This is a genomic window from Vibrio alfacsensis, assembly GCF_019670485.1.
Classification (GTDB): Bacteria; Pseudomonadota; Gammaproteobacteria; order Enterobacterales; family Vibrionaceae; genus Vibrio; species Vibrio alfacsensis.
Genome location: NZ_AP024165.1, coordinates 1,952,844 through 1,976,285, shown reverse-complemented (window position 1 = coordinate 1,976,285; position 23,442 = coordinate 1,952,844). Strand labels below are relative to the sequence as shown.

At 44.0% G+C, this 23,442-nt stretch carries 17 protein-coding genes; 8 read left to right on the top strand and 9 right to left on the bottom strand.

From position 1 onward, the window contains the following. Positions 1-90 precede the first annotated feature (90 nt). On the bottom strand, positions 91-600 hold the full coding sequence (locus VA249_RS09125; RefSeq protein ID WP_221067764.1) for a MerR family transcriptional regulator: 510 nt from the start codon (positions 598-600) through the stop codon (positions 91-93). A gap of 203 nt (positions 601-803) precedes the next feature. On the opposite strand from VA249_RS09125, the gene VA249_RS09120 reads away from it, so the two are divergent. The 3 genes from VA249_RS09120 to VA249_RS09110 all read left to right on the top strand — a co-directional run bounded on the left by VA249_RS09120 (position 804) and on the right by VA249_RS09110 (position 3,102). Further along, complete coding sequence (locus tag VA249_RS09120; protein WP_221067763.1) at positions 804-1,103, top strand: hypothetical protein; 300 nt, start codon at positions 804-806, stop codon at positions 1,101-1,103. Between the two features lie 810 nt (positions 1,104-1,913). Next, a complete protein-coding gene (locus tag VA249_RS09115; RefSeq protein ID WP_221067762.1) occupies positions 1,914-2,555 on the top strand; it encodes an RpiB/LacA/LacB family sugar-phosphate isomerase in 642 nt (213 codons plus the stop codon). A 211-nt stretch (positions 2,556-2,766) separates the two neighbouring features. Further along, the gene (locus VA249_RS09110; protein ID WP_221067761.1) at positions 2,767-3,102 is read left to right on the top strand and encodes a zinc ribbon domain-containing protein YjdM; all 336 of its coding nucleotides are present in this window, start codon (positions 2,767-2,769) and stop codon (positions 3,100-3,102) included. A 469-nt stretch (positions 3,103-3,571) separates the two neighbouring features. Here VA249_RS09110 and VA249_RS09105 read toward each other — a convergent pair whose 3' ends face one another. Beyond that, complete coding sequence (locus VA249_RS09105; protein WP_221067760.1) at positions 3,572-4,195, bottom strand: winged helix-turn-helix domain-containing protein; 624 nt, start codon at positions 4,193-4,195, stop codon at positions 3,572-3,574. Positions 4,196-4,650: 455 nt separating this feature from the next. Here VA249_RS09105 and VA249_RS09100 point away from each other — a divergent pair, with 455 nt between their 5' ends. From VA249_RS09100 to VA249_RS09090, 3 genes are all read left to right on the top strand, one after another. Further along, positions 4,651-5,787 (top strand): efflux RND transporter periplasmic adaptor subunit, encoded by a 1,137-nt coding sequence (locus VA249_RS09100; RefSeq protein ID WP_221067759.1) that lies wholly within the window; start codon positions 4,651-4,653, stop codon positions 5,785-5,787. A 2-nt stretch (positions 5,788-5,789) separates the two neighbouring features. Beyond that, a complete protein-coding gene (locus VA249_RS09095; protein WP_221067758.1) occupies positions 5,790-8,951 on the top strand; it encodes an efflux RND transporter permease subunit in 3,162 nt (1,053 codons plus the stop codon). Between the two features lie 370 nt (positions 8,952-9,321). Next, a complete protein-coding gene (locus VA249_RS09090; RefSeq protein ID WP_221067757.1) occupies positions 9,322-9,774 on the top strand; it encodes a MarR family winged helix-turn-helix transcriptional regulator in 453 nt (150 codons plus the stop codon). Positions 9,775-9,810: 36 nt separating this feature from the next. Here VA249_RS09090 and VA249_RS09085 read toward each other — a convergent pair whose 3' ends face one another. The 4 genes from VA249_RS09085 to VA249_RS09070 all read right to left on the bottom strand — a co-directional run bounded on the left by VA249_RS09085 (position 9,811) and on the right by VA249_RS09070 (position 16,599). After that, complete coding sequence (locus VA249_RS09085) at positions 9,811-10,767, bottom strand: AEC family transporter (protein ID WP_221069909.1); 957 nt, start codon at positions 10,765-10,767, stop codon at positions 9,811-9,813. 178 nt (positions 10,768-10,945) lie between these two features. After that, positions 10,946-12,562, bottom strand: coding sequence for a polysaccharide lyase 6 family protein (locus VA249_RS09080; protein ID WP_221067756.1), 1,617 nt, complete (start codon positions 12,560-12,562; stop codon positions 10,946-10,948). A 58-nt stretch (positions 12,563-12,620) separates the two neighbouring features. Further along, entirely contained in the window at positions 12,621-14,408 is a 1,788-nt protein-coding gene (locus VA249_RS09075) for a sodium:solute symporter family transporter (RefSeq protein ID WP_221067755.1), read from the bottom strand. A 412-nt stretch (positions 14,409-14,820) separates the two neighbouring features. After that, positions 14,821-16,599, bottom strand: a complete 1,779-nt coding sequence (locus VA249_RS09070; RefSeq protein WP_221067754.1) for a sodium:solute symporter family protein — start codon at positions 16,597-16,599, stop codon at positions 14,821-14,823. 1,030 nt (positions 16,600-17,629) lie between these two features. On the opposite strand from VA249_RS09070, the gene VA249_RS09065 reads away from it, so the two are divergent. Together VA249_RS09065 and VA249_RS09060 are read left to right on the top strand one after the other, a co-directional pair. Beyond that, the gene (locus tag VA249_RS09065; protein ID WP_221067753.1) at positions 17,630-18,889 is read left to right on the top strand and encodes an alginate lyase family protein; all 1,260 of its coding nucleotides are present in this window, start codon (positions 17,630-17,632) and stop codon (positions 18,887-18,889) included. Positions 18,890-18,958: 69 nt separating this feature from the next. Then, positions 18,959-19,675, top strand: a complete 717-nt coding sequence (locus VA249_RS09060; protein ID WP_221067752.1) for an oligogalacturonate-specific porin KdgM family protein — start codon at positions 18,959-18,961, stop codon at positions 19,673-19,675. Between the two features lie 131 nt (positions 19,676-19,806). Here the strand turns inward: VA249_RS09060 and VA249_RS09055 are convergent, their stop codons facing one another. Genes VA249_RS09055 through VA249_RS09045 form a run of 3 tightly spaced genes read right to left on the bottom strand, consistent with a single transcriptional unit; the run spans position 19,807 to position 23,284 of the window. Continuing rightward, positions 19,807-20,685, bottom strand: coding sequence for a DMT family transporter (locus VA249_RS09055; protein WP_221067751.1), 879 nt, complete (start codon positions 20,683-20,685; stop codon positions 19,807-19,809). A 20-nt stretch (positions 20,686-20,705) separates the two neighbouring features. Further along, on the bottom strand, positions 20,706-21,422 hold the full coding sequence (locus VA249_RS09050; protein ID WP_221067750.1) for a 3'-5' exonuclease: 717 nt from the start codon (positions 21,420-21,422) through the stop codon (positions 20,706-20,708). After that, a complete protein-coding gene (locus tag VA249_RS09045; RefSeq protein WP_221067749.1) occupies positions 21,422-23,284 on the bottom strand; it encodes a putative nucleotidyltransferase substrate binding domain-containing protein in 1,863 nt (620 codons plus the stop codon). The genes VA249_RS09050 and VA249_RS09045 overlap by 1 nt, the downstream gene beginning before the upstream one ends. Positions 23,285-23,442: the final 158 nt, after the last annotated feature.

Here is a 23,442-nt window from a genome sequence, read left to right as displayed (position 1 = left end):
ATCATTGGAACGTACATACAAAGCGTTTCAGCTAGGTTCCCAATGCATGGCGCTCTGTACAACAGCCTCTTCCTTGAGGCTATTTTTACTTTATAGAGCTCGAATTTTAGCGATTTCTTCACCAGAAATGCCTAAAGATTCAAGAAATTTCTGGTGCTCATTAGGTTCAAGTTCCTCAAACTTTTGATGCCACTTGACCATATCAGTGTCAGTGAATCCAGCGGCAACCATGATTTCTACCCAGCGTTCTTTATTCACAATCTTTTCCTCTAATAAACTTGGTTCTTGAAGCAATAGAACGACAGCTTTCTGCTGTGCTCGTAGGTTTTGGATTTCTCTTTCCAGTTCATTGAAGTGATCTTTCAATATCTGGGCTTGAGACTCTCCATCTCGGTCTATTAATGTGCGAATACTAGAAACTGGCACCCCGTATGAGCGATAGGAGGTGATCGCTTCCAAGCGTTTAATCTCTTTTTCGCCATACCAACGATATCCATTCTCAGAACGAAAAGCTGGTATCAATAGTTTTTCTTTTTCGTAATACAAAACAGTAGTACGAGATATTCCGAACTGTTTAGCGATTTGAGTGACAGTTAGCATATATGCTCCATTGTTTGACCGAATGCGCATCTTGAACCCTAACCCTATAGACGGGTCAATAGAATAATTGTACATTTCTTTAGTGTGCCATGTTATGCATAATCATTATTTCAATTGGATTCTCAGTTCTTATCATTTTTACTGCTTGTTTTATAAAAAATACCACTTGATTCAAGAGAGTGTCGTTAAGAAAAGGAACAATTATGAATCAGAGATACAAAGGATTTATAAGGATAAAGCGAGGAAATAAAAAGCTCGTTTTGCAAGTATGTACAGTAGAATGGCATGGACCTCATGAACCAATAGCAAACTGGATAACAGCTAAGACTCTAGATGCTTGTATTGAACTTTTTGATTTAGACCAAGAGATTGAAAGGCTATTATCTGATATCAAGTACTTTGGCTTTTGCATTAAATGTAATGACTACTTTCCTGCAGGTACTATGCATTCGGATACCCATTGTCATGGTTGTGCTGAAAGGTATTTAGGTATCGATCATTAGGTCAATATTTCGTAGCACTAAGTATATCTATGGTGTTTATTGATAAAGTAAATATGCAAATTTTGTCAGTTAGAAGCACTTTCATTAAATCAGATTACTTAAAACTAAAATGTATTTGTTTACGACGCTATAAAACTAGCGTTGGCACGCTGGGGGCAAAATGAATTTATTTAAGCTCTCTCGATTCAGGTTGAGGCGGTCATTCGAAAGAGTGACCACTCGAATAAAACCTTATTCGGGAGTAAATCATGAAAAATGTAAAACGATCCATACGTCGACATCATGCGGAAAGACTGAAGAGTAATAGAAAAATGTACTGGGGCAAAGCTGCAAATAGCTCTAAGCGTTTGCTAGGGCTTTGTATATCGACTCCGTGTGTCTGTTCATGTTGGATGTGTGGTAATCAACGTAAACATTATGGTGCAAGCATTAGTGATAAAAAACGGAACTCTATTTATGAAAGTTCGTTTGTAGTATCACGTTTGAACTGTAGATTTACTGATCATGCAAATGATGATCATGTCCGTTAGTTTTCATTTAATTTCCTTATCTTTCGTTATCTTGTTTTTGTGACCCAGATAGGTTGCAATGCGAAAGGTTTTAGCCGATGATTATTCACGTAATGCGCCTGATGTAAACTAAGTGAAAGTTGTATATCTTGCAGGAAGTTTTATTCGCTGATGATGCCGCCGCAACGTATTTTGTTTATACGTCAGATGGTTAGGGTCGAGCGGAAGATCTGGCTGCTTTTGATTGTCGGCGTTTGTTGACGAGCTATCTGAAAAGGCTCGAAAATCGATAGAGAAAAATATGAAAATTGCTTTAACCATGGAAAATAGCCAAGCGGCTAAAAATGAAATCATTTTAAACGAACTACGTCATGTTGCTGCTCAAAGTGGTGACGAAGTATTTAACGTAGGTATGTGTGACGCAGAAGATCACCACCTAACCTATATTCACCTAGGTATCCAAGCGTCTGTTTTGCTTGCTGCAAAAGCAGTGGATTTTGTATTCACAGGCTGTGGCACTGGTCAAGGTGCTTTGATGGCTTGTAACGCTCACTCAAACGTTGTGTGTGGTTATGCACTTGAGCCGTCGGATGCTTTCCTATTTACACAAATCAACAATGGTAACGCGCTATCTCTTGCGTTTGCTAAAAACTTTGGTTGGGCAGCGGAACTCAATGTGCGCGGCATCTTTGAAAAAGTGATGATGTCTGGCTGTGAACGTGGTCAAGGTTACCCAGTAGAGCGTGCTGTACCTCAACAGCAAAACGCAGCCATTTTGAATGATGTGAAAGCAGCTGTTGGCAAAGATTACTTAGAAGCGTTGAAGTCTATCGATGTTGAACTAGTAAAAACAGCGTGTGGCGGTGAGCGTTTCCAACAATGTCTATTTGAAAACGCACAAGATCAAAACATCGTGGATTACATTCGCACTGTATTAAACTAATTCAGCGTAATCTCCAATCAATATTTAAGACCACTCGAAAGATTGGTCTTTTTTTTGCTTGGAATCAATACTTAGCCGATCTAACTAAGTTTGTTTCATTGGTTAACAGTTTAGATAATTAGCCCTTTATTTTCTGAAGCTTACACAACAACTATCAATTATTTTTGATAGCGTTTACCATGAATGAAAACTCACAAACTGAACGTTTATTATGGTATTACCACCTTGCCCAAATTGTCATTCTGAATATGTTTATCCAGAACAAAATCAACTTGTTTGCCCAGAGTGTGCTTATGAATGGAATCCAATACAAGCAGATGAAGAAGAAACAGTAAATGTTAAAGATGCCAACGGAGTTCTTCTGCGAGAGGGGGATAAAGTGACTTTGGCAAAAGACTTGAAAGTAAAAGGCAGTTCTTTGATTCTAAAAATAGGGACAAAAGCGGTCATTCGTCGAATCAAAGAGGGCAAAGATCATCAACTTGATTGTAAAGTTGATGGGGCCGGCGAGATGATGGTGACCGCACAATTTGTGAAAAAAGCGTAGTTTGAAATCAATTTTTATGCTCAAAGGCCCATATCTGTGATGCGGGCTTTTTTACATGACGTAAAGCAATCGTAATGTAAAAAAGCGACAGCATTAGAACAAACATCGGAGAGTGACATTTTTTAAGGTCATTTTAGCGATGCCGCTGAAAGTCAGGCTGCATTGCTCATCAAGGTAATACACTCGGTTATGTCGAACCATTACGGGTTTATCAGTTCCGAGAACAAGGTAATCTCGCCCTTTGGATTTAGAGTACTCATAATGGTAACAATGCGTTTTATAGTCCAGTTCGGATGCACCTAATCGCGAGTAATGGATTTTCGATTGAATATAATTTTGATGCAGCTCTGTATAGTTTGTCCAACGATGATTGAGCGCTTCTACTTTGCCAAAGAGCTTGACGGATATTGTCTGTTCAGCAAGCAATAAGGCGACATTAAGTATCAGAACTAACACCATGAGCAAAATTTTATGGGCATTGCAGAAGGAGCTGATCTTTGTGGTAAATGCATTCATGGTTATCAATGGTTACGATTACGTTGCCGTTCTCATCCTTTTTAATCTCTGAGTAAGGGCTTGCATGGAGAACACGCTCGAAATCCATTTTATAGTAGAGCGCTTGGGCGGTATGCCAAACATTAAACACGGTGACGAGCGTGAGTACTAAAGCCACAGCGCGCCACCGATTACTGTGACTCTTTTTCACGCCTTGGCTCTGTGGCTGCGGCGGTAGACTTTCTACGTTATTGTCAGCCAGAGTTTTTGGCGCAAACTCAAAGTTAAGTGAGTAGCCAATACCTGGTTTGTTCACCAGAATGTTTTTTTGGTTATCTTCTAGTACTCGCCGAGTGCGGTTAATGAGCTGAGGTAAACTCTCTTGAGAGATATGCTCATTGCCCCAAACTTTCTTGATAATCTCAGTGTTGCTTATAGTGTTTGGATGCGCGTCAACCAGGCACGAGAGCAGTGCTTTCTGCTTGTTGGTAAGCGTTTTTGGGTCTTCACTGTGATCATTTTGAACCAGTGGTTTTAAGTAATGAGTCGTCCTGTCCCAAGTAAAATTCCCTAGCACTAGAATATTGTCGATACACATAACAAATTGATTTTGTATTTCGGGGTTTTTAGGGGAGGGCGGATTATAAGCAGTTGAAGTGATAAATCAATGCAAATTGTTACAAAATATCTTTGTTTCAATGTCGCTTTTGCATATCACATTGGCTTTATTGTATTGAGTGGGCTTGTACTCTGAATGCATGGTATTGCCGGTACTTATCGTTCCTTTGGGTTGTTACTAGTTGCTTGAATTTGTCTAGAAATTTATGCCGTTTTTATTACGAAAAATCATGTTTTCTGTGTTCACAGAATGGAAAAATTACCAATAAAAATAAGTGCTCTTTGAGACATCAATAGCAGCTTTGGTACAAACAGTTTTATCTATCGTAAAGAGCGGTAAATTTTGTTGTATGTACAACATCTAGTCACTATTATCCCGACTAATTTTGCAGGCCTTTATATTGGGCTCGCGTATATACACAAGAGAGAAGTTTCATGACACGTAGAACTACGCTATCTCTGCTCATCGCTTCTAGCCTACTGTTGGTTGGATGTGAGCAGAGTCAAGAGGACCAAGCCCAGATGGGACCGGCGCCGACACAAGAAGTGACGGTAATGACAGTAGAACCTGTTCGTCAAGCACTTACGGTTGAACTACCAGGCCGCAGTCGTGCTTATATGGAAGCAGAAGTTCGCCCACAGGTAACGGGCATCATCTCTGAGCGTAATTTTGTAGAGGGTGGCGTGGTTAAGAAAGGCCAATCTCTATACCAGATTGATGATTCGACATTCCAAGCGGATTTACTGAGTGCTGAAGCGGAGCTCATCCGCGCGCAAGCGGCAGCAGAATCTACGCATTCAACGGTGAAGCGTTACCGTGCTTTGATCACGAAGAAATCAATCAGCCAACAAGACTTAGATGAAGCAGAAGCGGCTTACAAAGAAGCAAAAGCACAAGTGCTAGTAGCAAAAGCAAGAATTAACACAGCGAAGATCAACTTGTCGTACGCACAAGTTAAAGCGCCAATCGGTGGTGTGATCAGCAAATCGAATGTGACTGCAGGTGCACTTGTGACGGCTAACCAAGCGGCAACACTGACGACAATCCAGCAACTTGATCCGATCAATGTGGACATCGTTCAATCGTCTTCTCAGTTGCTTCGTTTGAAGTCGGCACTATCACAAGGCCAACTACAAGAAGATCAGTCTGCACAGGTCACCCTGAAACTGGAAGATGGCTCAACGTATGCGCACAAAGGTATCATGAAATTTACCGAAGTTAACGTAGATGAAAGCACCGGTAGTGTAACGCTACGCGCTGAGTTTGCGAATCCAGACGGTTTGTTGCTACCTGGTATGTTTGTACGTGCAACGGTGACATTAGGTGTTGATCCTGATGCCATCCTAATTCCTCAAAATACCGTGACGCGTGACTCTACGGGCAAAGCGTCTGTATTGACTGTCGGTGTCGACAATAAAGTTTCTGTTACCCCAGTTACGACGGCGGAGTCAATCAATAACCAATGGCGCATTACAGATGGCCTGAAACCTGGCGATAAAGTGATTACTACGGGAATCCAAAAAGTGCGTCCAGGTAGCCCTGTAACGATTCAAGCAGGTCAGCAGGTATAATCATGGCTCGTTTCTTTATTGATCGCCCTGTATTTGCATGGGTACTTGCGATCTTGACTATGTTGGCCGGTGTAATGTCACTGTTCAACTTGCCAGTGTCGCAATACCCAACGGTGTCACCTACGACGATCTCAATTAATGCTCGTTACCCCGGTGCGTCTGCAAAAACAGTTGAAGACTCGGTAACTCAGGTTATTGAGCAGAACATGACGGGTCTTGATTACCTACGTTACTTGAACTCAAGCAGTGATGCGTTTGGTAACGCAACGATTACGCTGACGTTTGATAGCGAAGCTGATCCAGACATCGCGCAGGTTCAGGTGCAAAACAAACTGCAATTGGCCATGACTTCACTTCCAATGGAAGTACAAAGTCAAGGTATTGTGGTGAACAAATCGAACACCTCATTCTTGATGGTAGTGGCCGTTTACTCTGAAGATCCAGAGTTTACCGGTAATGACATCGGTGATTTTGTTGTCACTAATATTCAAGATCCAATCAGTCGTGTAAGCGGTGTGGGTCAGGTTCAGGCGTTTGGCTCTCAATATGCGATGCGCATATGGCTAGACCCGTTCAAATTGACGCAATTTAACCTAACAGCGATTGATGTTGCGAACGCGATCCGTGCACAAAACGCTCAAGTGTCTTCTGGTCAACTTGGCGCAGCTCCGGCACAAACTGGTCAATTGCTTAACGCGACGATCTCATCGGCAAGCCGTCTAACCAGTGAAGCTGAGTTTAAGAACATTATTCTTAAGTCAGAAGCAAATGGTTCGAACGTATATCTAAAAGACGTTGCTCGTGTAGAACGTGGCGCAGAAAGCTATGACATTAATGGTCAATACAACGGCTTCCCAGCCGCAGGTTTGGGTATCTCTCTTGGTACTGGCGCTAACGCGTTAGAAACGGCAGAAGCGGTCAAAGAGCGTTTGGGCCAGATCAGCGAAACGTTCCCAGAGGGTCTAAAGATTGCGTATCCATTCCAAACGACACCATTTGTGGAAGCGTCTATTAAAGAAGTAGTGAAAACTTTGTTAGAGGCGGTGGTACTGGTATTTTTGATCATGTACCTGTTCTTACAGAACTTCCGTGCAACGTTGATTCCTACGATTGCGGTTCCTGTGGTATTGCTAGGTACATTTGCGGTGCTTTACGCGACGGGCTTTAGTGTCAACACGTTAACCATGTTTGCGATGGTACTTGCGATCGGCCTGCTGGTGGATGATGCGATCGTTGTGGTTGAAAACGTTGAGCGTGTTATGCATGAAGACGGGCTAGAGCCGAAAGAAGCAACTAAGAAATCGATGGGCCAAATTACGGGCGCATTGGTTGGTGTTGGTTTAACGCTTTCTGCGGTGTTTGTACCGATGGCATTTATGTCGGGTTCAACGGGGGTTATCTACCGCCAGTTCTCGATCACTATCGTGGCGGCAATGACGTTGTCGGTATTGGTTGCGATCATCCTTACCCCGGCTCTGTGTGCAAGCTTATTGAAAAAAGGCGATGCGGAGTTCTCTGAGAAAAAAGGCTTCTTTGGTTGGTTCAACCGTAAGTTTGATTCGATGACGTCGGGCTATGAAGCTGGTGTCGCGAAGATGCTTAAGCGTACTGGTCGTATGCTGATGGTTTTCCTAGCAATGAGTGTGGGTGCCGGCTGGTTGTTCTCAAACCTACCGACATCATTCTTGCCAGATGAAGACCAAGGTACGGTGTTCTCGATGGCGATTTTGCCACCGAACTCAACACAAGAGCAGACAGAAAAGACACTAGATAAAGTGCGTACCTACTTCTTGGAGCAAGAGAAAGACAACGTTCAGTCGGTGTTCTCAGTTGCAGGCTTTAGTTTTGCGGGCCAAGGTCAAAACATGGGTATGGCATTTATCGGTCTAAAAGACTGGTCTGAACGTGAAGCTCCAGGTTCTGACGCTGCATCGCTGACTGGCCGTGCAATGGGGTACTTCTCAACCATCAAAGAAGCAATGGTGTTCGCATTCTCGCCACCAGCGATTCAGGAGTTGGGTAACTCAACGGGCTTTGACTTCTACCTACAAGATTCACGTGGCTTAGGCCATGATGCGCTTGTTGCTGCTCAATACCAATTACTTGGTATGGCCGCGCAAAATCCGAAGCTTGTGGGTGTTCGTCCAAATGGTCAGGCTGATGCGCCGATGTATCAAGTTCATATTGATCACGTCAAGCTCAGTGCATTGGATGTAAGCATTAATGACGTAAACCAAATCCTGTCATCTGCATGGGGTGGTGCTTACATTAACGATTACATCGACCGTGGCCGAGTGAAGAAAGTGATGGTGCAAAGTGATGCTGAGCATCGCATGCAGCCTGAAGATTTCAACTCATGGTACGTTCGTAACGCACAAGGTGAAATGGTACCATTCTCTGCGTTTGCAACCGGTGAATGGACATATGGCTCACCACAGCTACAACGTTTCAATGGCTTGCCAGCAATGAACATTCAAGGTGGTGCCGCGCCAGGCGTGAGTACTGGTGAAGCGATGGAAGAAATCGAAGCAATGGTTCAGCAACTGCCTGTAGGCTTTACGGTTAACTGGAACGGCATTTCTTATGAAGAACGCCTGTCTGGTAACCAAGCGCCAATGCTATACGGTTTGTCGATTCTGGTTGTCTTCCTTGTACTTGCTGCATTGTACGAAAGTTGGTCAGTGCCACTGGCGGTAGTATTGGTTGTGCCTTTGGGTGTTCTTGGTGCCGTACTTGCGGTGATGGGACGTGGCATGGACAACGACGTATTCTTCCAAGTGAGCTTGTTGACTACCGTTGGTCTAGCGACGAAGAACGCGATCCTTATCGTAGAATTTGCGAAAGAATACTATGAAAAAGGTGCAGGTCTTATTGAAGCGACGTTACATGCAGTACGTGTTCGTCTGCGTCCAATCATCATGACTTCGCTTGCATTTGGTCTAGGTGTTGTGCCACTTGCAATCAGTTCAGGGGTTGGCTCAGCGGGTCAAAACGCAGTAGGTACAGGTGTACTGGGCGGTATGATCAGTGCCACGATACTGGGTATCTTCTTCGTTCCGGTGTTCTTTGTTGTGGTAGAGCGTTTGTTTGATCGCCGCGCGCAGAAAGAAGCACAAAAAGAACAAATGGCATCTAATTCACAGCCTGCTGTGAGCCAAGAGTAAGGCTTAGCTCAATAGACTAAGTTATACTATTGCTAATAAGCACAAGAAAAGGACGTTTCGGCGTCCTTTATTTTTGGATTCAATTGGATAGTTTGCGTTTGAGGTTTAATTTTACGTCATTCTGAACAGCGAGGGACGAGCGTGATTCAGAATCTGCTCACCGAGTGCTGTAACTTGATGTGAACTATTGAGTGAGAGCGTGTGGCAATTAGATTGCTGATCTCGCTTAGGTTCGTCGGAATGACGGGGTGTTGCTCTCTCGGTTATGCTTATCGTCATTCCCGAAAGCGACGAATGAACGCAGTCAGGAACCTCTTGCCAACGCAGGAGTGCCCAAATAAACACTAAGCCGAAAACAGAATAGGCAAACATGAAAGAAAAGAAGATTTCTCCGATCTCTATTTTGGATCAAAGCCCAATGTTCGTCTGTGGTGTGATGCAGCGGATGTACCGAAATCGTGCTCAATCAGAATTGTCACGCCAAAACTTGATTACTTTAGAAATGGCAAGTGCATTGGCAGCGCTGGAAGAATTTCAGCCAATGAGCCAACAAGAACTAGCGGATGCGGTTCTCACTGAACGCAGTGTTGCGAAACGTATGGTTGATAACTTAGAAAAGCGTGGGTTTGTTCAAGTATCAAAAAGTGAAGCGAACCAACGGCTCAAAATTCTGACTCTAACTCAAGAGGGAACAGAAGAAGTAAGAAAAGTGCATCGGATTATGAACCAATTACAAAAAGACTTTTTTTCATGCTTATCTGATAAAGAATCGACAGAGTTCTTCCGTTTAGTAAGAAAGATGACATTGGCGAACCATGTATAGATAAATATAGTCACGATGTCTCACCCGAACAAAGACTTATATTAATCCATACGTTTTTAAAATCACAATACCTAGGGTACCAGTCACCGTGGAAAGCACGGTGGTTAGAGCGATGATGTTCGCTGCTAAGACAGAGTTACCACCCATCGAACGTGCCATAACATAACTTGCCGCTGCAACTGGAGAAGCGTTCATAAAGAACAGAATGCCAAGCTCAATCCCTCTAAATCCGACTAAATATGCGCCGGTGGTAATTACGATAGGGGCAACGATCAGTTTGTAGCTGCTAGCAAACCAAGACGGTCCTTTCTCTTTCTTCATCAAACTTAAATCGAGTGAACCACCTGTACACAAAAGGGCGAGGGGAAGCGTCATCTTCGACAGATAATTACCCGCATCAATCGCTACATCCGGAACTGGGATAGACAGAAGGTAGAACACCATGCCAGAGACAATCGCGATGATCAGTGGGTTGCGGGTTAAGGTTCTCACCATCATTTTGGCGGCTTGAGATCCAGACGTTTCCCCTTTTGGAGACAAACAAATCACGGCTTGCACGTTATAGATAAAGGTGGTCACCGCAACATAAAGCGCAGCCAGAGCCACGCCTTGAGAGCCGTAAGCATTCGCTACATACGCAATGCCGATGATGCCCGTATTGGCGCGAAAGCCGCCTTGGATTAAAACGCCTTGGTCGGGTGACGATTTGAAGAACAGTTTGACGGAAACATAGGTGAAGATGAAAAACGCGATGCTGGCAACAATGCCGTAATTGACGAAGCCGCTAGCTGCTGAAAAGTCATGTTCAGAGACGACGATACTCAAGAACAACATCGCAGGTAGCGTGACCTGAAACACCAGTTTAGAACCGACTTCGATAAAGTTGTCGTTGATAAGCCCAATGCGCTTGAAGATTACGCCCAATACCAGCATTAAACAGATGGGACCCGTGATCGACAATGAGAATTGCAACTGATGTAAAACAGCATCCATGAGTGTATCCGCAGCAAAAGAAAAGCGTTTTATAATTGTCATACAATTAAACCACAACTCAATCTTGGGAGACAGTAGGGGGTGAAATTTTCTTCAGTTATTGTGGGGTTACTGGTGAAAGGAGAGGGAAACCAGTCTGGCATGTATCACCAGACTGGAAGTAAACTCTAAAGCAAAATTACTTTTGAGCGTTTGAAAGAAGGTAATCAGGACCCGCTGTTTCCGCCGTTACCACAGATAGCTTGCTCGTATCCGCACCAACGCCTTGGTATTGGGTAAAGCCTTTCACTTGCTCGTTTTCTGGTAGCTCTACCGAGTAAGAAGCGATTTGCTCTGCGTTCGTCACCGCGCCGACATATACTTCGTTGTTGTAGGTAGGATTCACCAGCGGCAACTCTTCTGTCGCGCGTACACTCACGAATTGCTCTTGCTGGTGGTTATCAACCACGTTGCTATCGAAGTGAACGTCCACACCAGTGAAAATGTTCTTCACTTCACTGTTGTTGAACAGGCTCACACGGTGCGTTTGGTTGCCGTAGACAATGCCCCATTCCGTATCCACAAGGGTGTTATTGCGAATGGTGATGTTCTTTGGTGTCCATTGTTTGTTGAGCTCTTTGCCTTTCACCGCTTGGTTGAGCTTCTCGCCGTTTGCTACATCAATGATGCCGGTATTGATCACGATGCCGCCACGTAGATCTGCATTGCCTTCAATCTTGCCATCACGACCGCGCGTACCAGTGATGTAGTTATTCTCAATCACGTGGTCTTCATCGTAAATACGCATACCGCCAGTAAGCAGTTTTTCGTTGCCCAGAATCACGTTGTCTTTCACCACATTCGCTTTACCGTGACGAAGAGAAATCAGAGACGCACTTTCAAAGATGGTGTTGCCAGAGATTTCATTGCCGCCTGACTTAATCGAAATCAGCTCACGCTCACCATCCATATCAATCATCAAGTTGTTGGTGAACTTAGAGTTTGATGCCCATTGAGAAGATTTAGAGTCACCAATTCGAATCGCTTCCCAACTGTTGCCGTTGTAGCGAATTGCTTCTTTGATGTCGAATTCATTGAACTGGTTTGGTTTCTGGTCCAAGAAAATGTTGTTAGCAATAAGGTGATTATCTGGTGTGTCGTCTTTTTGTACACCAATTAACGTGCCGCGCTTTTGCTTACCCTCAAAACGGTTATTGATCACTTTGCCATCTTTACCCCAAAGTGAAACCCACAAGTATTTCGGGTATTCAGAGCGACGCTCGTCCGGTTGGTATTCGTAAGCGTGATTGAAGTAGTAGAACGTAGAGTTTTGTAACGTGTTGTTGTTACCCATCATACGCACGCCACCGAAACGTTCAGCTGGGCCGCCTTTGGTAAACACCAAACCGTCGACAGTGATGTTGTTACCTTCAAGGCGAAGCTGAGCCAAACCTGTTAGCCAAACGCTACCAGGTTGCTCTGCCCTAATGGTAATGTCGTGGGCTTTTACCGTGACTATCTCAAGATCCGCGTATTTACCCGCGGGAATCGTAATTGTTGTACTGTCTTCGGCATTCTCCATTTGTTGTTTCAATGCTTGCACGGCTCCTGCGGATTGCACTTCAAGTGTGCCGCCATCTACGGTATTCAAGCGATCCGTAGCAAGCAAGTAATCGCGAGTGATGTCGTTCACTGCGGTTTCAACAACAGCGGGAGCCGCAGCTTCCGTGGTTTGAGAAGGTGAAGTGTTACAACCTACTAGGGTTAGGGCAGAAATGGACGCGGCAACCACGCCAGCAAGCATTGTTTTTTTCATAATTTATCTCTTTGTAGAAGCACAAAAAGCGGTTGAATACTCAACCGCTTGTTTCTCATTATGAGTTCTCCGTTACCGGAGTCTCCTTAGAAGCGCGTTCTGCGTTGCCATCGACTGCTCTCATCAGCGCCACGCCGACGCCAAGAACAATCACACCACAGAACACGAAAATCATGCGTCCCCAGAATGGGTTAGGCAGTAAGAACATCGCCATCACACCCACACCCGAAACCGCGATTAACGAACCCAACATTTGGCGTTGTTTGTTATCCAGTTTTTTCTGTTCCGTTGAGTCAGAAACTAACGGTGTTGCTAAGTTATTGAAGAAGCGATCAACGTCTTGTTGGCGTTTATCTTCAAGTGGTTTGTAGAACAGTGTCGACAGAGCAAAGAAGCCTGCGGTAAATACCAAGTGACCAATCAAACCAACCGCAACTTTTAGATCTGACCATTCGCGACCTGTTAGAGGTTGAAGATCAAACCAGTTTTGAACCATTTCTGGTGTGATGACAAAACCAACCGTGTAAGACACGATGCCACCTACTACCAATGTGCCCCAGCCAGCCCAGTCCGGCGTTCTCTTGATGAAGAAGCCACAGAACGCAGGGATGGTCATTGGGAAGCCAATCAACGCGCCAACGTACATCATGGTGTCGAACAGGCTCAGACCTTTTAGCGAGTTGATGAACAGAGCAATCAAGATGATCGCGATGCCGAAGAAAGTAGAGGTGATTTTCGATACAATCATCAGCTCTTTTTCTGTCGCGTTCGGGCGCAAGATCGGCAAGTAGAAGTTCATCACGAAGATGCCTGAGTTACGGTTTAAACCTGAGTCCATTGATGACATCGTCGCTGCAAACATCGCTGAAATCAGCAGACCAACCATGCCCGCTGGCATGTATTGCTCAACAAAGTACAAGTAAGCAAAATCACCTGCTTTTGAGCCTGCTTCTGGGTAGTGCGCTGCTAGGTCAACACCTTGGCTAGCAATGAACCAAGATGGGGTAAACCAAATAAATACGCCCACTGTCATTAGTACACACGCAAGCAATGCGGCTTTCTTCGCGTTCTTAGAGTCTTTTGCCGCGAGATAACGGTGGCAGTTCAACATGTTGTTGTTGATAGAGAACTGCTTTAAGAAAATGAACACTGCCCAGATACCAAAAATACTGAGGTAGTTCAGGTTGTTACCCGTTACGAAAGACCCGTTTTCTTGAACAGGGAAGTTCGCAATGATTTCCGTAATCCCGCCCCCTTTTACTACTGCTACCACAGCACACGTAACCGTAACTGCCATGATGATGACCATCTGCATAAAATCAGATGCGATAACCGCCCAAGAGCCACCTGTTACGGACATCATCAGTACCACTAAACCCGTGATCCAAATGGTGGTCGTCATATCGAAACCGAAAATGCCCGATGCGATGATCGCTAAACCATTCAGCCAGATACCCGCAGAAATAACGCTGCTTGGCATGCCGGACCATGTGAATACTTGCTCGTTAAAGCGACCAAAGCGCATGCGAATTGCATCAATCGGTGTGATAACGCGTAGCTGGCGGAATTTCGGAGCGAAGTATAGGTAGTTCATCAAGTAACCGAATGCATTCGCTAGGAAGATAGTCGCTACTGCGAAACCATCGGTGTACGCTTTACCTGCTGCACCAGTAAATGTCCATGCACTGAACTGGGTCATAAACGCCGTTGCGCCTACCATCCACCACAGCATGTTGCCGCCCCCACGGAAGTAGTCACTTGTGGTACTTGTAAACGTTCTAAACATCCAGCCTATCGCAATGAGGAATAGGAAATAGATGCCAACAATCAGGGTATTGAGTTCCATTTTTCGACCTTCTCATAGTCATTGATTTCTGGCACTTATAATATCCGTTGAATTTTTTATTTGTACTACAATAACTCAAATATGTGATGGGATGATTAATACTGAAAATCGACAATTTCTATTCACTTAAATTTCACAAGATAGGCATTGTAGAAATCTTTGATTTAAATGGAATGAAATCAATTATTTAAATTGATACCGATGTTTTTTATTATCGAATAAACTGTTTTTGTTGTCGTTACAATAATTAAAATTGATTATACATTTTCATTTGTTTGTATGATTATTTCTTTGTTAAATTCGTTGGTTATTTAATGTTTTAAAGCAATGGACTTAACAAAAAAGCAAATCTATAAGTGTTGAGAATAAGGAAAGAATGAAGCGGCTGAATGCACCGCTTCATTGGTAGAAATTAGCTTTCTGTTATGGTTTCTGAAGCTTGCTCAATTTTGTCGTCAACCGCTTTCACTAGCAGTAGACCAACAGCAAGTACAATCACACCGCAGAAGACGAAGATTAGGCGTCCCCACATAGGGTTAGGTAGAACAAACATAGTCATAACACCAACACCTGCGACTGCAATCAGTGAACCAAGCATTCGGCGTTGTTTGTTGTCCAGCTTCTTTTGTTCTGTTGATTCAGCAACAAGCGGTGTTGCTAGATTCTCAAAGAACTTATCTACGTTCTTTTGACGTTCCTCTGAAAGAGGTTTGTAGAATAGAGTTGACATAACAAAGAAGCCTGCGGTGAAGACAAGGTGCGCGATCAGGCCAATAGCGACTTTCAAGTCAGACCACTCGCGGCCAGTTAGTGGTTCTAGATTGAACCAGTTTTGCACCATTTCTGCGGTGATAACAAAGCCGACGAAGTAAGAAACGATACCGCCCACAACGAGCGTGCCCCAGCCAGCCCAATCTGGTGTCTTTTTAATAAAGAAGCCACAGAAAGCTGGGATGGTCATTGGGAACCCGATCAGTGCGCCAACGTACATCATGGTGTCGAACAGGCTAAGCCCTTTAAGCGAGTTGATGAATAGAGCAACTAGGATGATGGCAATCCCAAAGAAAGTCGACGTGAGTTTAGACACTACGACTAGCTCTTTTTCTGTCGCTTGAGGACGCAGAATTGGTTCGTAGAAGTTCTTAACAAAGATACCTGAGTTACGGTTTAGACCTGAGTCCATAGAGGACATCGTTGCGGCAAACATAGCGGCAATCAGTAGACCAACCATACCTGCTGGCATGTATTCTTGGACAAAATAGAGGTACGCAAAATCACCGGCTTTAGAGCCTGCGTCTGGGTATTGCGCAGCAAGATCAATACCTTGACCTGCGATAAACCAAGATGGCATAAACCAAATCATTGGTCCAATTGTCATTAAGATACATGCTAATAAAGCCGCTTTTTTGGCATTTTTTGAGTCTTTTGCTGCAAGATAACGGTAAGAGTTCAACATGTTATTGGTGATACTGAACTGCTTGAAGAAGATAAAGAATGCCCAAATTCCGAAGATACTGAGGTAGTTTAAATTGTTGCCAGAAACAAATGATGCGCCCTCTTCGACAGGGAAGTTATTCATGATTTCCGTAACACCACCTCCTTGAACGATAGCAACAACAGCACACGTTACCGTTACCGCCATGATGATTACCATCTGCATGAAGTCAGAAGCAATAACCGCCCATGAGCCACCTGTCACTGACATCACTAACACGACAAGGCCGGTGACAATGATTGTGGTTGTCATGTCAAAGCCAAAGATTCCTGAAGCGATGATCGCTAAACCATTCAACCAGATTCCCGCAGAAATCACGCTGTTTGGCATGCCAGACCAAGTGAACACTTGCTCATTGAACTTACCGAAACGCATCCTAATTGCTTCAATTACTGTGACAACACGCAGTTGTCGGAATTTTGGTGCGAAGTATAAGTAGTTCATTAGATAGCCGAACGCGTTTGCTAGAAAGATGACAGCAACTGCGAAACCATCTGCATACGCTTTGCCTGCGGCACCAGTAAATGTCCATGCACTGAACTGTGTCATAAATGCAGTTGCACCCACCATCCACCAAAGCATGCTACCGCCACCTCGGAAGTAGTCACTGGTGGTACTTGTAAATGTTCTGAACATCCAACCTATTGCAATCAAGAATAGGAAGTAGATGCCTACAATCAGGGTATTGAGTTCCATCTTTAGACCTTTTTGATAGTTATTTAATGTTTGAGGTAATACTAACTACCAGTTTGCTCATTTGTAGTACAATAACTCAAAATCGTGATATGTAATGCGAAATGGTAACTTTGAATAATCATACAAGTGATCGAGATCGGATATTGACATTGCACTCAAAATAACGAGCTCTGGACCTGCGAGCATTATCCTTATTTCGTGCACGTTTCTTATTTCAGTTGGTTGACTACAAATATTGCATGGTGAAATTGCGTGCATTCAAGTTGGTATCAGGAAATAGAATTCAGGTCGAAACCGTTGATATGAGGCTGTTTTGTATGATTTTTAGATAAAAAAACGCCCACAGCATGCCTGTAATGCGTGGGCGAAAAACGGTGTTAGTACCGTTTGAGCCAAGGGCTCTGCTGGATTGCAATAGAACAGTGAAACGAGGTTCTGGATGTAGCTGAAAGATACTCGAGGGGTATATCTCTCAATGTTGCTAAGCACGTTACACGGTAAGATCTTCGACAATCAATGCAAAGTTCAACAAAGCTAGGCCCTGTAAAGTATTGTTATGATAAGGGAGCAACGGCAACAATCTACGTTGGGGGATCGTTATTCATAAATGCTTGGCAGTTATGATGGTTATCTGCTTCGCTGTGAACTACTTAATCTGTGCCGTTTTACTTATGCCTGTCGTTTAGAGCTTCTAATAATCACGTCTTCAACCTCAAAGCGATGAGCTATGTATTTCATCCGCCTTAATCTCAAAAACTTGAAATGATTTTATTGTATTACAAATTAAAATGCATAGATTTGGTGTAAAAATATGCGATAGAGCACAATTTTAACTTAATCTTCAGAGCGGCATGATGAGCTATTTTTAGTTAATTATATATTAATCAAAAGCTTAGTTGTTGGTGCTATATTTGTAACAAAGTTTTATCGACGTAATAAGTCATACAATTAGATCTAATTCACAGAACCCTCAACATCGGCTAGTTAGTATATTTGTAGTATTTTAACTCAAAACTAAAGGCCGATAATAATGAAAACCCTACGACCTCTACATCTTGCTACCTGCCTCAGCGCCGTTCTTTTTAGTGCTCATTCTCTTGCTGCGGATTTCGTGTTCCTTGATCAAGCCACACTGGAGCAAAACCGCACCGTTTTACAGTCTGATAAGGCTAGTGATTCAATGAAAGATGCGTACAACCGTCTGATTGAAGAAGCAGAACTGGCGATGAAAGATGGCCCTTTTTCTGTGGCTGACAAAGGCATGACGCCTCCGAGTGGCAGTAAAAATGACTACATGAGTATCAGCCCTTACTGGTGGCCAGACGAATCGAAAGAAGACGGCCTTCCTTGGATTCGCCACGATGGCAAAACCAACCCTGCATCGAAAACCGCTGAAACTGACTCAAAACGTATTGGTCACTTTACGCGCTCTGTTCGTGCTCTGGCTTTGGCTTACTATTTCAGCCAAGACGAGAAGTACGCAAAACAAGGTATCGAGTACGTTCGTACTTGGTTTATGAATGACGAAACTAAGATGAACCCGAACGTAAATTACGGTCAGGGTGTCCCTGGTCGTGCAGAAGGTCGTCGTGGCGGCATTATTGATACGCGTACTCTGGCTGATCGCATGTTGGATTCAATCGCAATCCTATCGCTTTCTCCTGCTTGGACAGATAAAGATGAGCAGAAAATCACACAATGGTACGGCGAATACCTAGATTGGTTGATCATAGATGACCTCTCAGGTGGTCCAAAAGGTGAAGCTGCAGCGGCAAACAATCACGGCACTTGGTATGACTTCCAAGTCGCGAGTATTGCTTACTTCTTAGGTAATGAGCCTCTAGCAAAGCAGATGGTTCAAAAGGGCAAGATGCGTGTAGATACCCAGTTCGAAAAAGACGGCTCTCAACCTCATGAAATCGAACGTACTCGGGCTTATCACTATCACTATTTCAGCCTAGATCCATTGGTCGGCATCGCTCAAATCGGTGACAAGGTGGGCATCGATCTATGGCACTACGAGAACAAGAAAGGTGGCTCATTAGCGCAAGGTATTCAGCTAATGGCGACTTATCAAGACCCTGCGTCTGACTGGCCTTACACCGCAAAGGACAACCCACGCCGCGTAGAGCGCATGACACCGATTTACCTAAAAGCTGGTGTGGCGATGGAAAAACCCGAGTGGGTGAAACTGGCAACAGAAACCGACTTTAGCCACTTCACAGTGAAGAAACACTTGGCAGAAGTTTGGGCGCAGCGTGATATCGAATTGCTTTACCCAAAACAATAAAACCTTAAAAGGGCGGCGTGAATTGGCGTCGCCACTTTGAACCCCATTTATTTACAGTGGAACATTCCTATGACATCTAAAAAACATATTGCTTTAGCGATTGCGACAACCCTTTTTGCTGGCAGCCTTTCAGCTGCATCTCTCGATATTCGTGAGGAATATAAACACGATTCCGAGGAATGGGCGGGTCGTGTAAAAATTGGTGGCAGCACTGGTAACCACTATTACGGCGTAGAGATGAAGCACACTGGTAATCTAAGTGAACTTCAACGTGGTGATAGTGAATTTGAGTACGGTTACCATTTTAAACTCGATGAAAACTGGCGTATAACAACCTCAATGCCAATCACATTTGGTAATGAGGCGGTAACGTACAAACCACAAGTTCGTGTTCAATACAAATTTGATTCTGGTATTACTACGAAACTGCGCTACCGTCATGAATTTCGAAACTATGCCTCAGGTAAGAGCGCAGAGGGCCGTGACGGAAAGCAACATGATTCGTTAAATGCGAGCAAGATTACCGGTAATATTGATTACAATTGGAATGCTTGGCAATTTGGTTTTGAAGCCAACTATAAAGAAGACTTCTTTAATGATGAATGGAAAGTGGGTAACAGAGACGGCAAATACGAGTGGGATTACAACGTGAAAATTGGTTACAAAGAGCAAGGTTGGGATTGGCGTCCATACGTAGAGTTCGGTAACGTTCAATGCAATAGCTCGTGCGATGATAAAGCATCACGTCAGCTACGTAGTCGTGTCGGCATCACGTACAGTTTCTAAGTCAGTCGTTGCCATTTTAGGTTCAAGTTTTAGTAGCCAGCGAAATCGCTGGCTACTCTTGTTTTAATGAATGTTTTAATGAATGTCTTAATGAAATGACGATTAGAATGAAGTAGAGGAGGATATATTTCTTAAGCCAAAGCGCGTTTCTTGGCTCGTTTCCCCTTGAATAATCGTCCCCATTTGATTGGCATCATTGGTAATACAATTAACAGAATGCCAACCGCAGTGAATAAATCTGGAATTTCATCAAACCACATGACACCAAATAGGGTGACAAATGCTAATCCTGAATATTCCGCTAAAGCGATTTGGCTTGCTGGTGCACGCTTAAATGCTTTTACGACTAGTGCATGATATGCCAGGACAAAGAGATTAATCGCGACAATCCACATTAAGTGCTGCCAAGTGATGGATTGCCATTGAGGGTAAGCGAGTACCAAAGCAATCGGCAGCGTCATAAGCGTGGTCCAAAATAAAGTACATACTAAAGGTTGGTTCTGTGGCATTCGACGAATCAGAACATTCCCTGCTCCGATAGCAAGCGCACTGCCTAATGCAATCACTGCTGCCCAGTGAAAGTGTTCAGGCCGTAAAACGATCAGCACCCCGCCAAAGCCCACTAATGTGCCAATCACTTTTCCTTTTGAAGGCAGCTCTTTTAAAAATATGACGGAGAGTGGTAGCACGAGCAATGGACCTACATAGAAGATGGCATTCGCTGTCGCCAGTGGTAAGTGTGTAATCGCGACCATGGCACAAGCACTGCCAAGCAGGATTAACTGAGCTCGCCAAAACGTGATCCAATCGCAACCCATTTGACGTTCTCGTTTTTCTAAACGAAACCAAAGCGGTAACAATAGGAGTAAGCTAATAAATTGACGAATAAAGACGTATTGAAAAGTGGGAACTTCGCCATTTAACATTTTTAATGACACGTCAGAGAGTGACGCAACCAAATTTGCCGCCACTAAGAGCAAAATGGCGCTAGAAACATCAGTTTTTTTCATAAGGGTGTATTGCTCGTAAATTAGAGACTCAGTCGATAAAGGGTACCGATGGTGGTTTGTCCTTGAGGGGTAATTCGAGTTTTTTGCGCCAACAATAATTCTGCCGTGGCAACCGCATCGACTAGTGCATTGTGACCATTGTATTCGGGTAAACCATAGCGTGCGCGTGTCGCAGAGAGGGTGACATCGATTTCGTCACGCGGGTTGAGCGCTTTTTGGAGGTGTTTTTCAATACACATCGTGTCGATCCAAATCAAAGGTGGTTCGCTGAGCTTAAATACTCGATGTAGGTATTGACTAATGAACTTAGTTTCAACGACACAAGCGTGAGCAACTAAGATCTTGCCTTTTGCAGCATGGAAGAACGTGCGCATTGCATCATGGATAGAAACACCCTCGGAAAGCATCTGAGGTGTAATGTGGTTGATGACGGCCGTTTCTGGTTTGATCTGTGAATCACTGTTGATGTACATATGTTGGCTAGTGGCAAGATCCACTTTGCCTTTAGTGATGTCTACCCAACCAATCGATAAGATCAAATCCTCTTCGCTGTCTAACCCTGTAGTTTCTAAATCCAGCACGATATAGTCAGCGTCCTGAGCGTATTGTGTAGCGTCCAAATGTGGTGTTTGAACCAACGCTCTGATGTAGTCTGGCATCGTTGTCTGTTTTGCGTATTGCTCGCGTTTTCTATTCAGGCGCGAGCAGGGATGAAAGCGCGCTAAGATTCGCTTCATTAGCGGCTCCCAAAGCGTACTTTTGCCGCTTCCTGTAAGTCTGCAATAATACGGAATGCGTCTTTCAAGTGCTGGCGTTCAAAGCTACCAAAGGTATTTGGGTCGATGTGGTTATTTGGCTCTTCACCTCGCTTAAGTGCCTCTAATTGATGTCCAAAACGAAAAGATAAGATGAACTGGTACGCATTCAGAATGTTTTTGTAAGCATCTTCACTCAGCACTCCCGCTTCATTTGCCGCTTTGAAACGCTCGTCGGTCGCAGTTAAATCACATTCGACCGCCAAACCATAGATTCGCGCTAAGTCTATGATCAGGTTGATGGCGTACTTCTTCACATCTAACGTTTTTTTGTTCTCGCCGGACTTTTCTAAAACCAGGCTGTTGAAGATACCTAATGGCGGGTTGGTATTGACGGCATCATTGACCAACATCGATAGGAATTCGCGATTGCTGCGAATATTCGTGTGCAGCTCATCTCGTAAGATGCGTTCGTAGTCTCTATTACCATGCAGTGTTCGGATTTCCAAAAATACACTGATGTTCAGTAAGCGTTCGTATTCTGGGTTTGCCACCCACTTTTTGTAGTACCTCTTCCAGACACTCAGTGTTTGGCACCACTTTGGTGTTGCTGCCATGAACTTGCCTGGGCACAAAGGGTAATCACAACTGGCCAAACCATTAGTGACGATCATTGCAAGATGCTTAAAGTAAATCCGGTCGTTTTCTGTTGCATGGTCAGCAAGCACAATCGCACTGTCTTGGTCAGATAACATGTGGACTTCATTGCGAGCATGGGAACCAGCTACAATCCAGGAGAAGTCACAAGGTGGAGGCCCAAGCTTATCTATGGCAATTTGAATTAAACGGCGTGTATAGGCATCCATGATCATGGTCATCACTTTGCCGATGGCTTCTGGTGAAACGTGCCCCTCAACGAGTGCTTCAAAGATTGCTTGGCGTTCCGGCGTAAAGCTTGAAAGAGATGCCACACTACCAGCGTATTTGATTTTTTCAATCAGGAAGATAGCTTGCACACGGTGATTTTGTACAAGATGTGTCGTGGTTAACACGCCAACGACTTTGTTGTTCTCAACTAACGGTAAGTTGCGAATATTGTGTTGCATCATTATAGATGCGGCATGCAAGACAAGATCATCCGGTTTGATGGTTTGCGGATCGTGCGTCATGACGTCAGAAATAGGGCGGTCAGTACTAACGCCTTGTGCGATGACACGTTTAGTCATGTCACGGTCGGTAATCAAGCCAACGATTTTGTCGTCCTCATAAACGACGGCGCAAGGTGAACACTTGGTGAGCATTTCATTAGCGACAGTTTGTATCGAGTGTTCGGCTTTCACGGTAGCAACACGAGCGCTAGCAACCTCGTCTACGCGGCGAACGAATAAGCCTTTTTCTTTATTTGACCACACGACATCCAGCGCAGATTTCAATCTAACTTGAACTTGAGACGCAAAGTGCTCGGCACACTCTGGGTGAGCTTTAAACAATTGTTTTAGGGCAGAGTTGGGAATGACATACACAAGAGAATTTTCAATCGCAATCGCACGATAACCTTTACTGCTATCAATGTGGCTTCCAAGAAAAGTAAAGCCGAAAATGTCTTCAGGACCTAACTTCGCGCGTAGAATGCCATCCGTTTTTCTCTGTTCCATAGAGCCGGTTCGAATGATGTAGAGGGATTTCTCTTCACCTGTCACACATTGATCGATGACTTCGCCTTTTCCAAGGTAGATGATCTTTACATGCGATGCCAGATCACGTAGTGCTGATTTTGGAATTTTATCGAATGGGTCAATCTGCCCGATAAATTGCAGTATGTTCGGTAATAAAGGATCAGTCATAGTACACGCGATTGGATGTTAACTTGTATTATTATATCTCTAACAGCGTTCGCAAAACAACCTGTAAAAGAGGATTGGTTCGGTTAGAGGATTTTGTTGGTTTTGGCTTACGTACTTGTAGGGATGCCTCGAAAAAGTGCACAGAATAAGGACAAAAA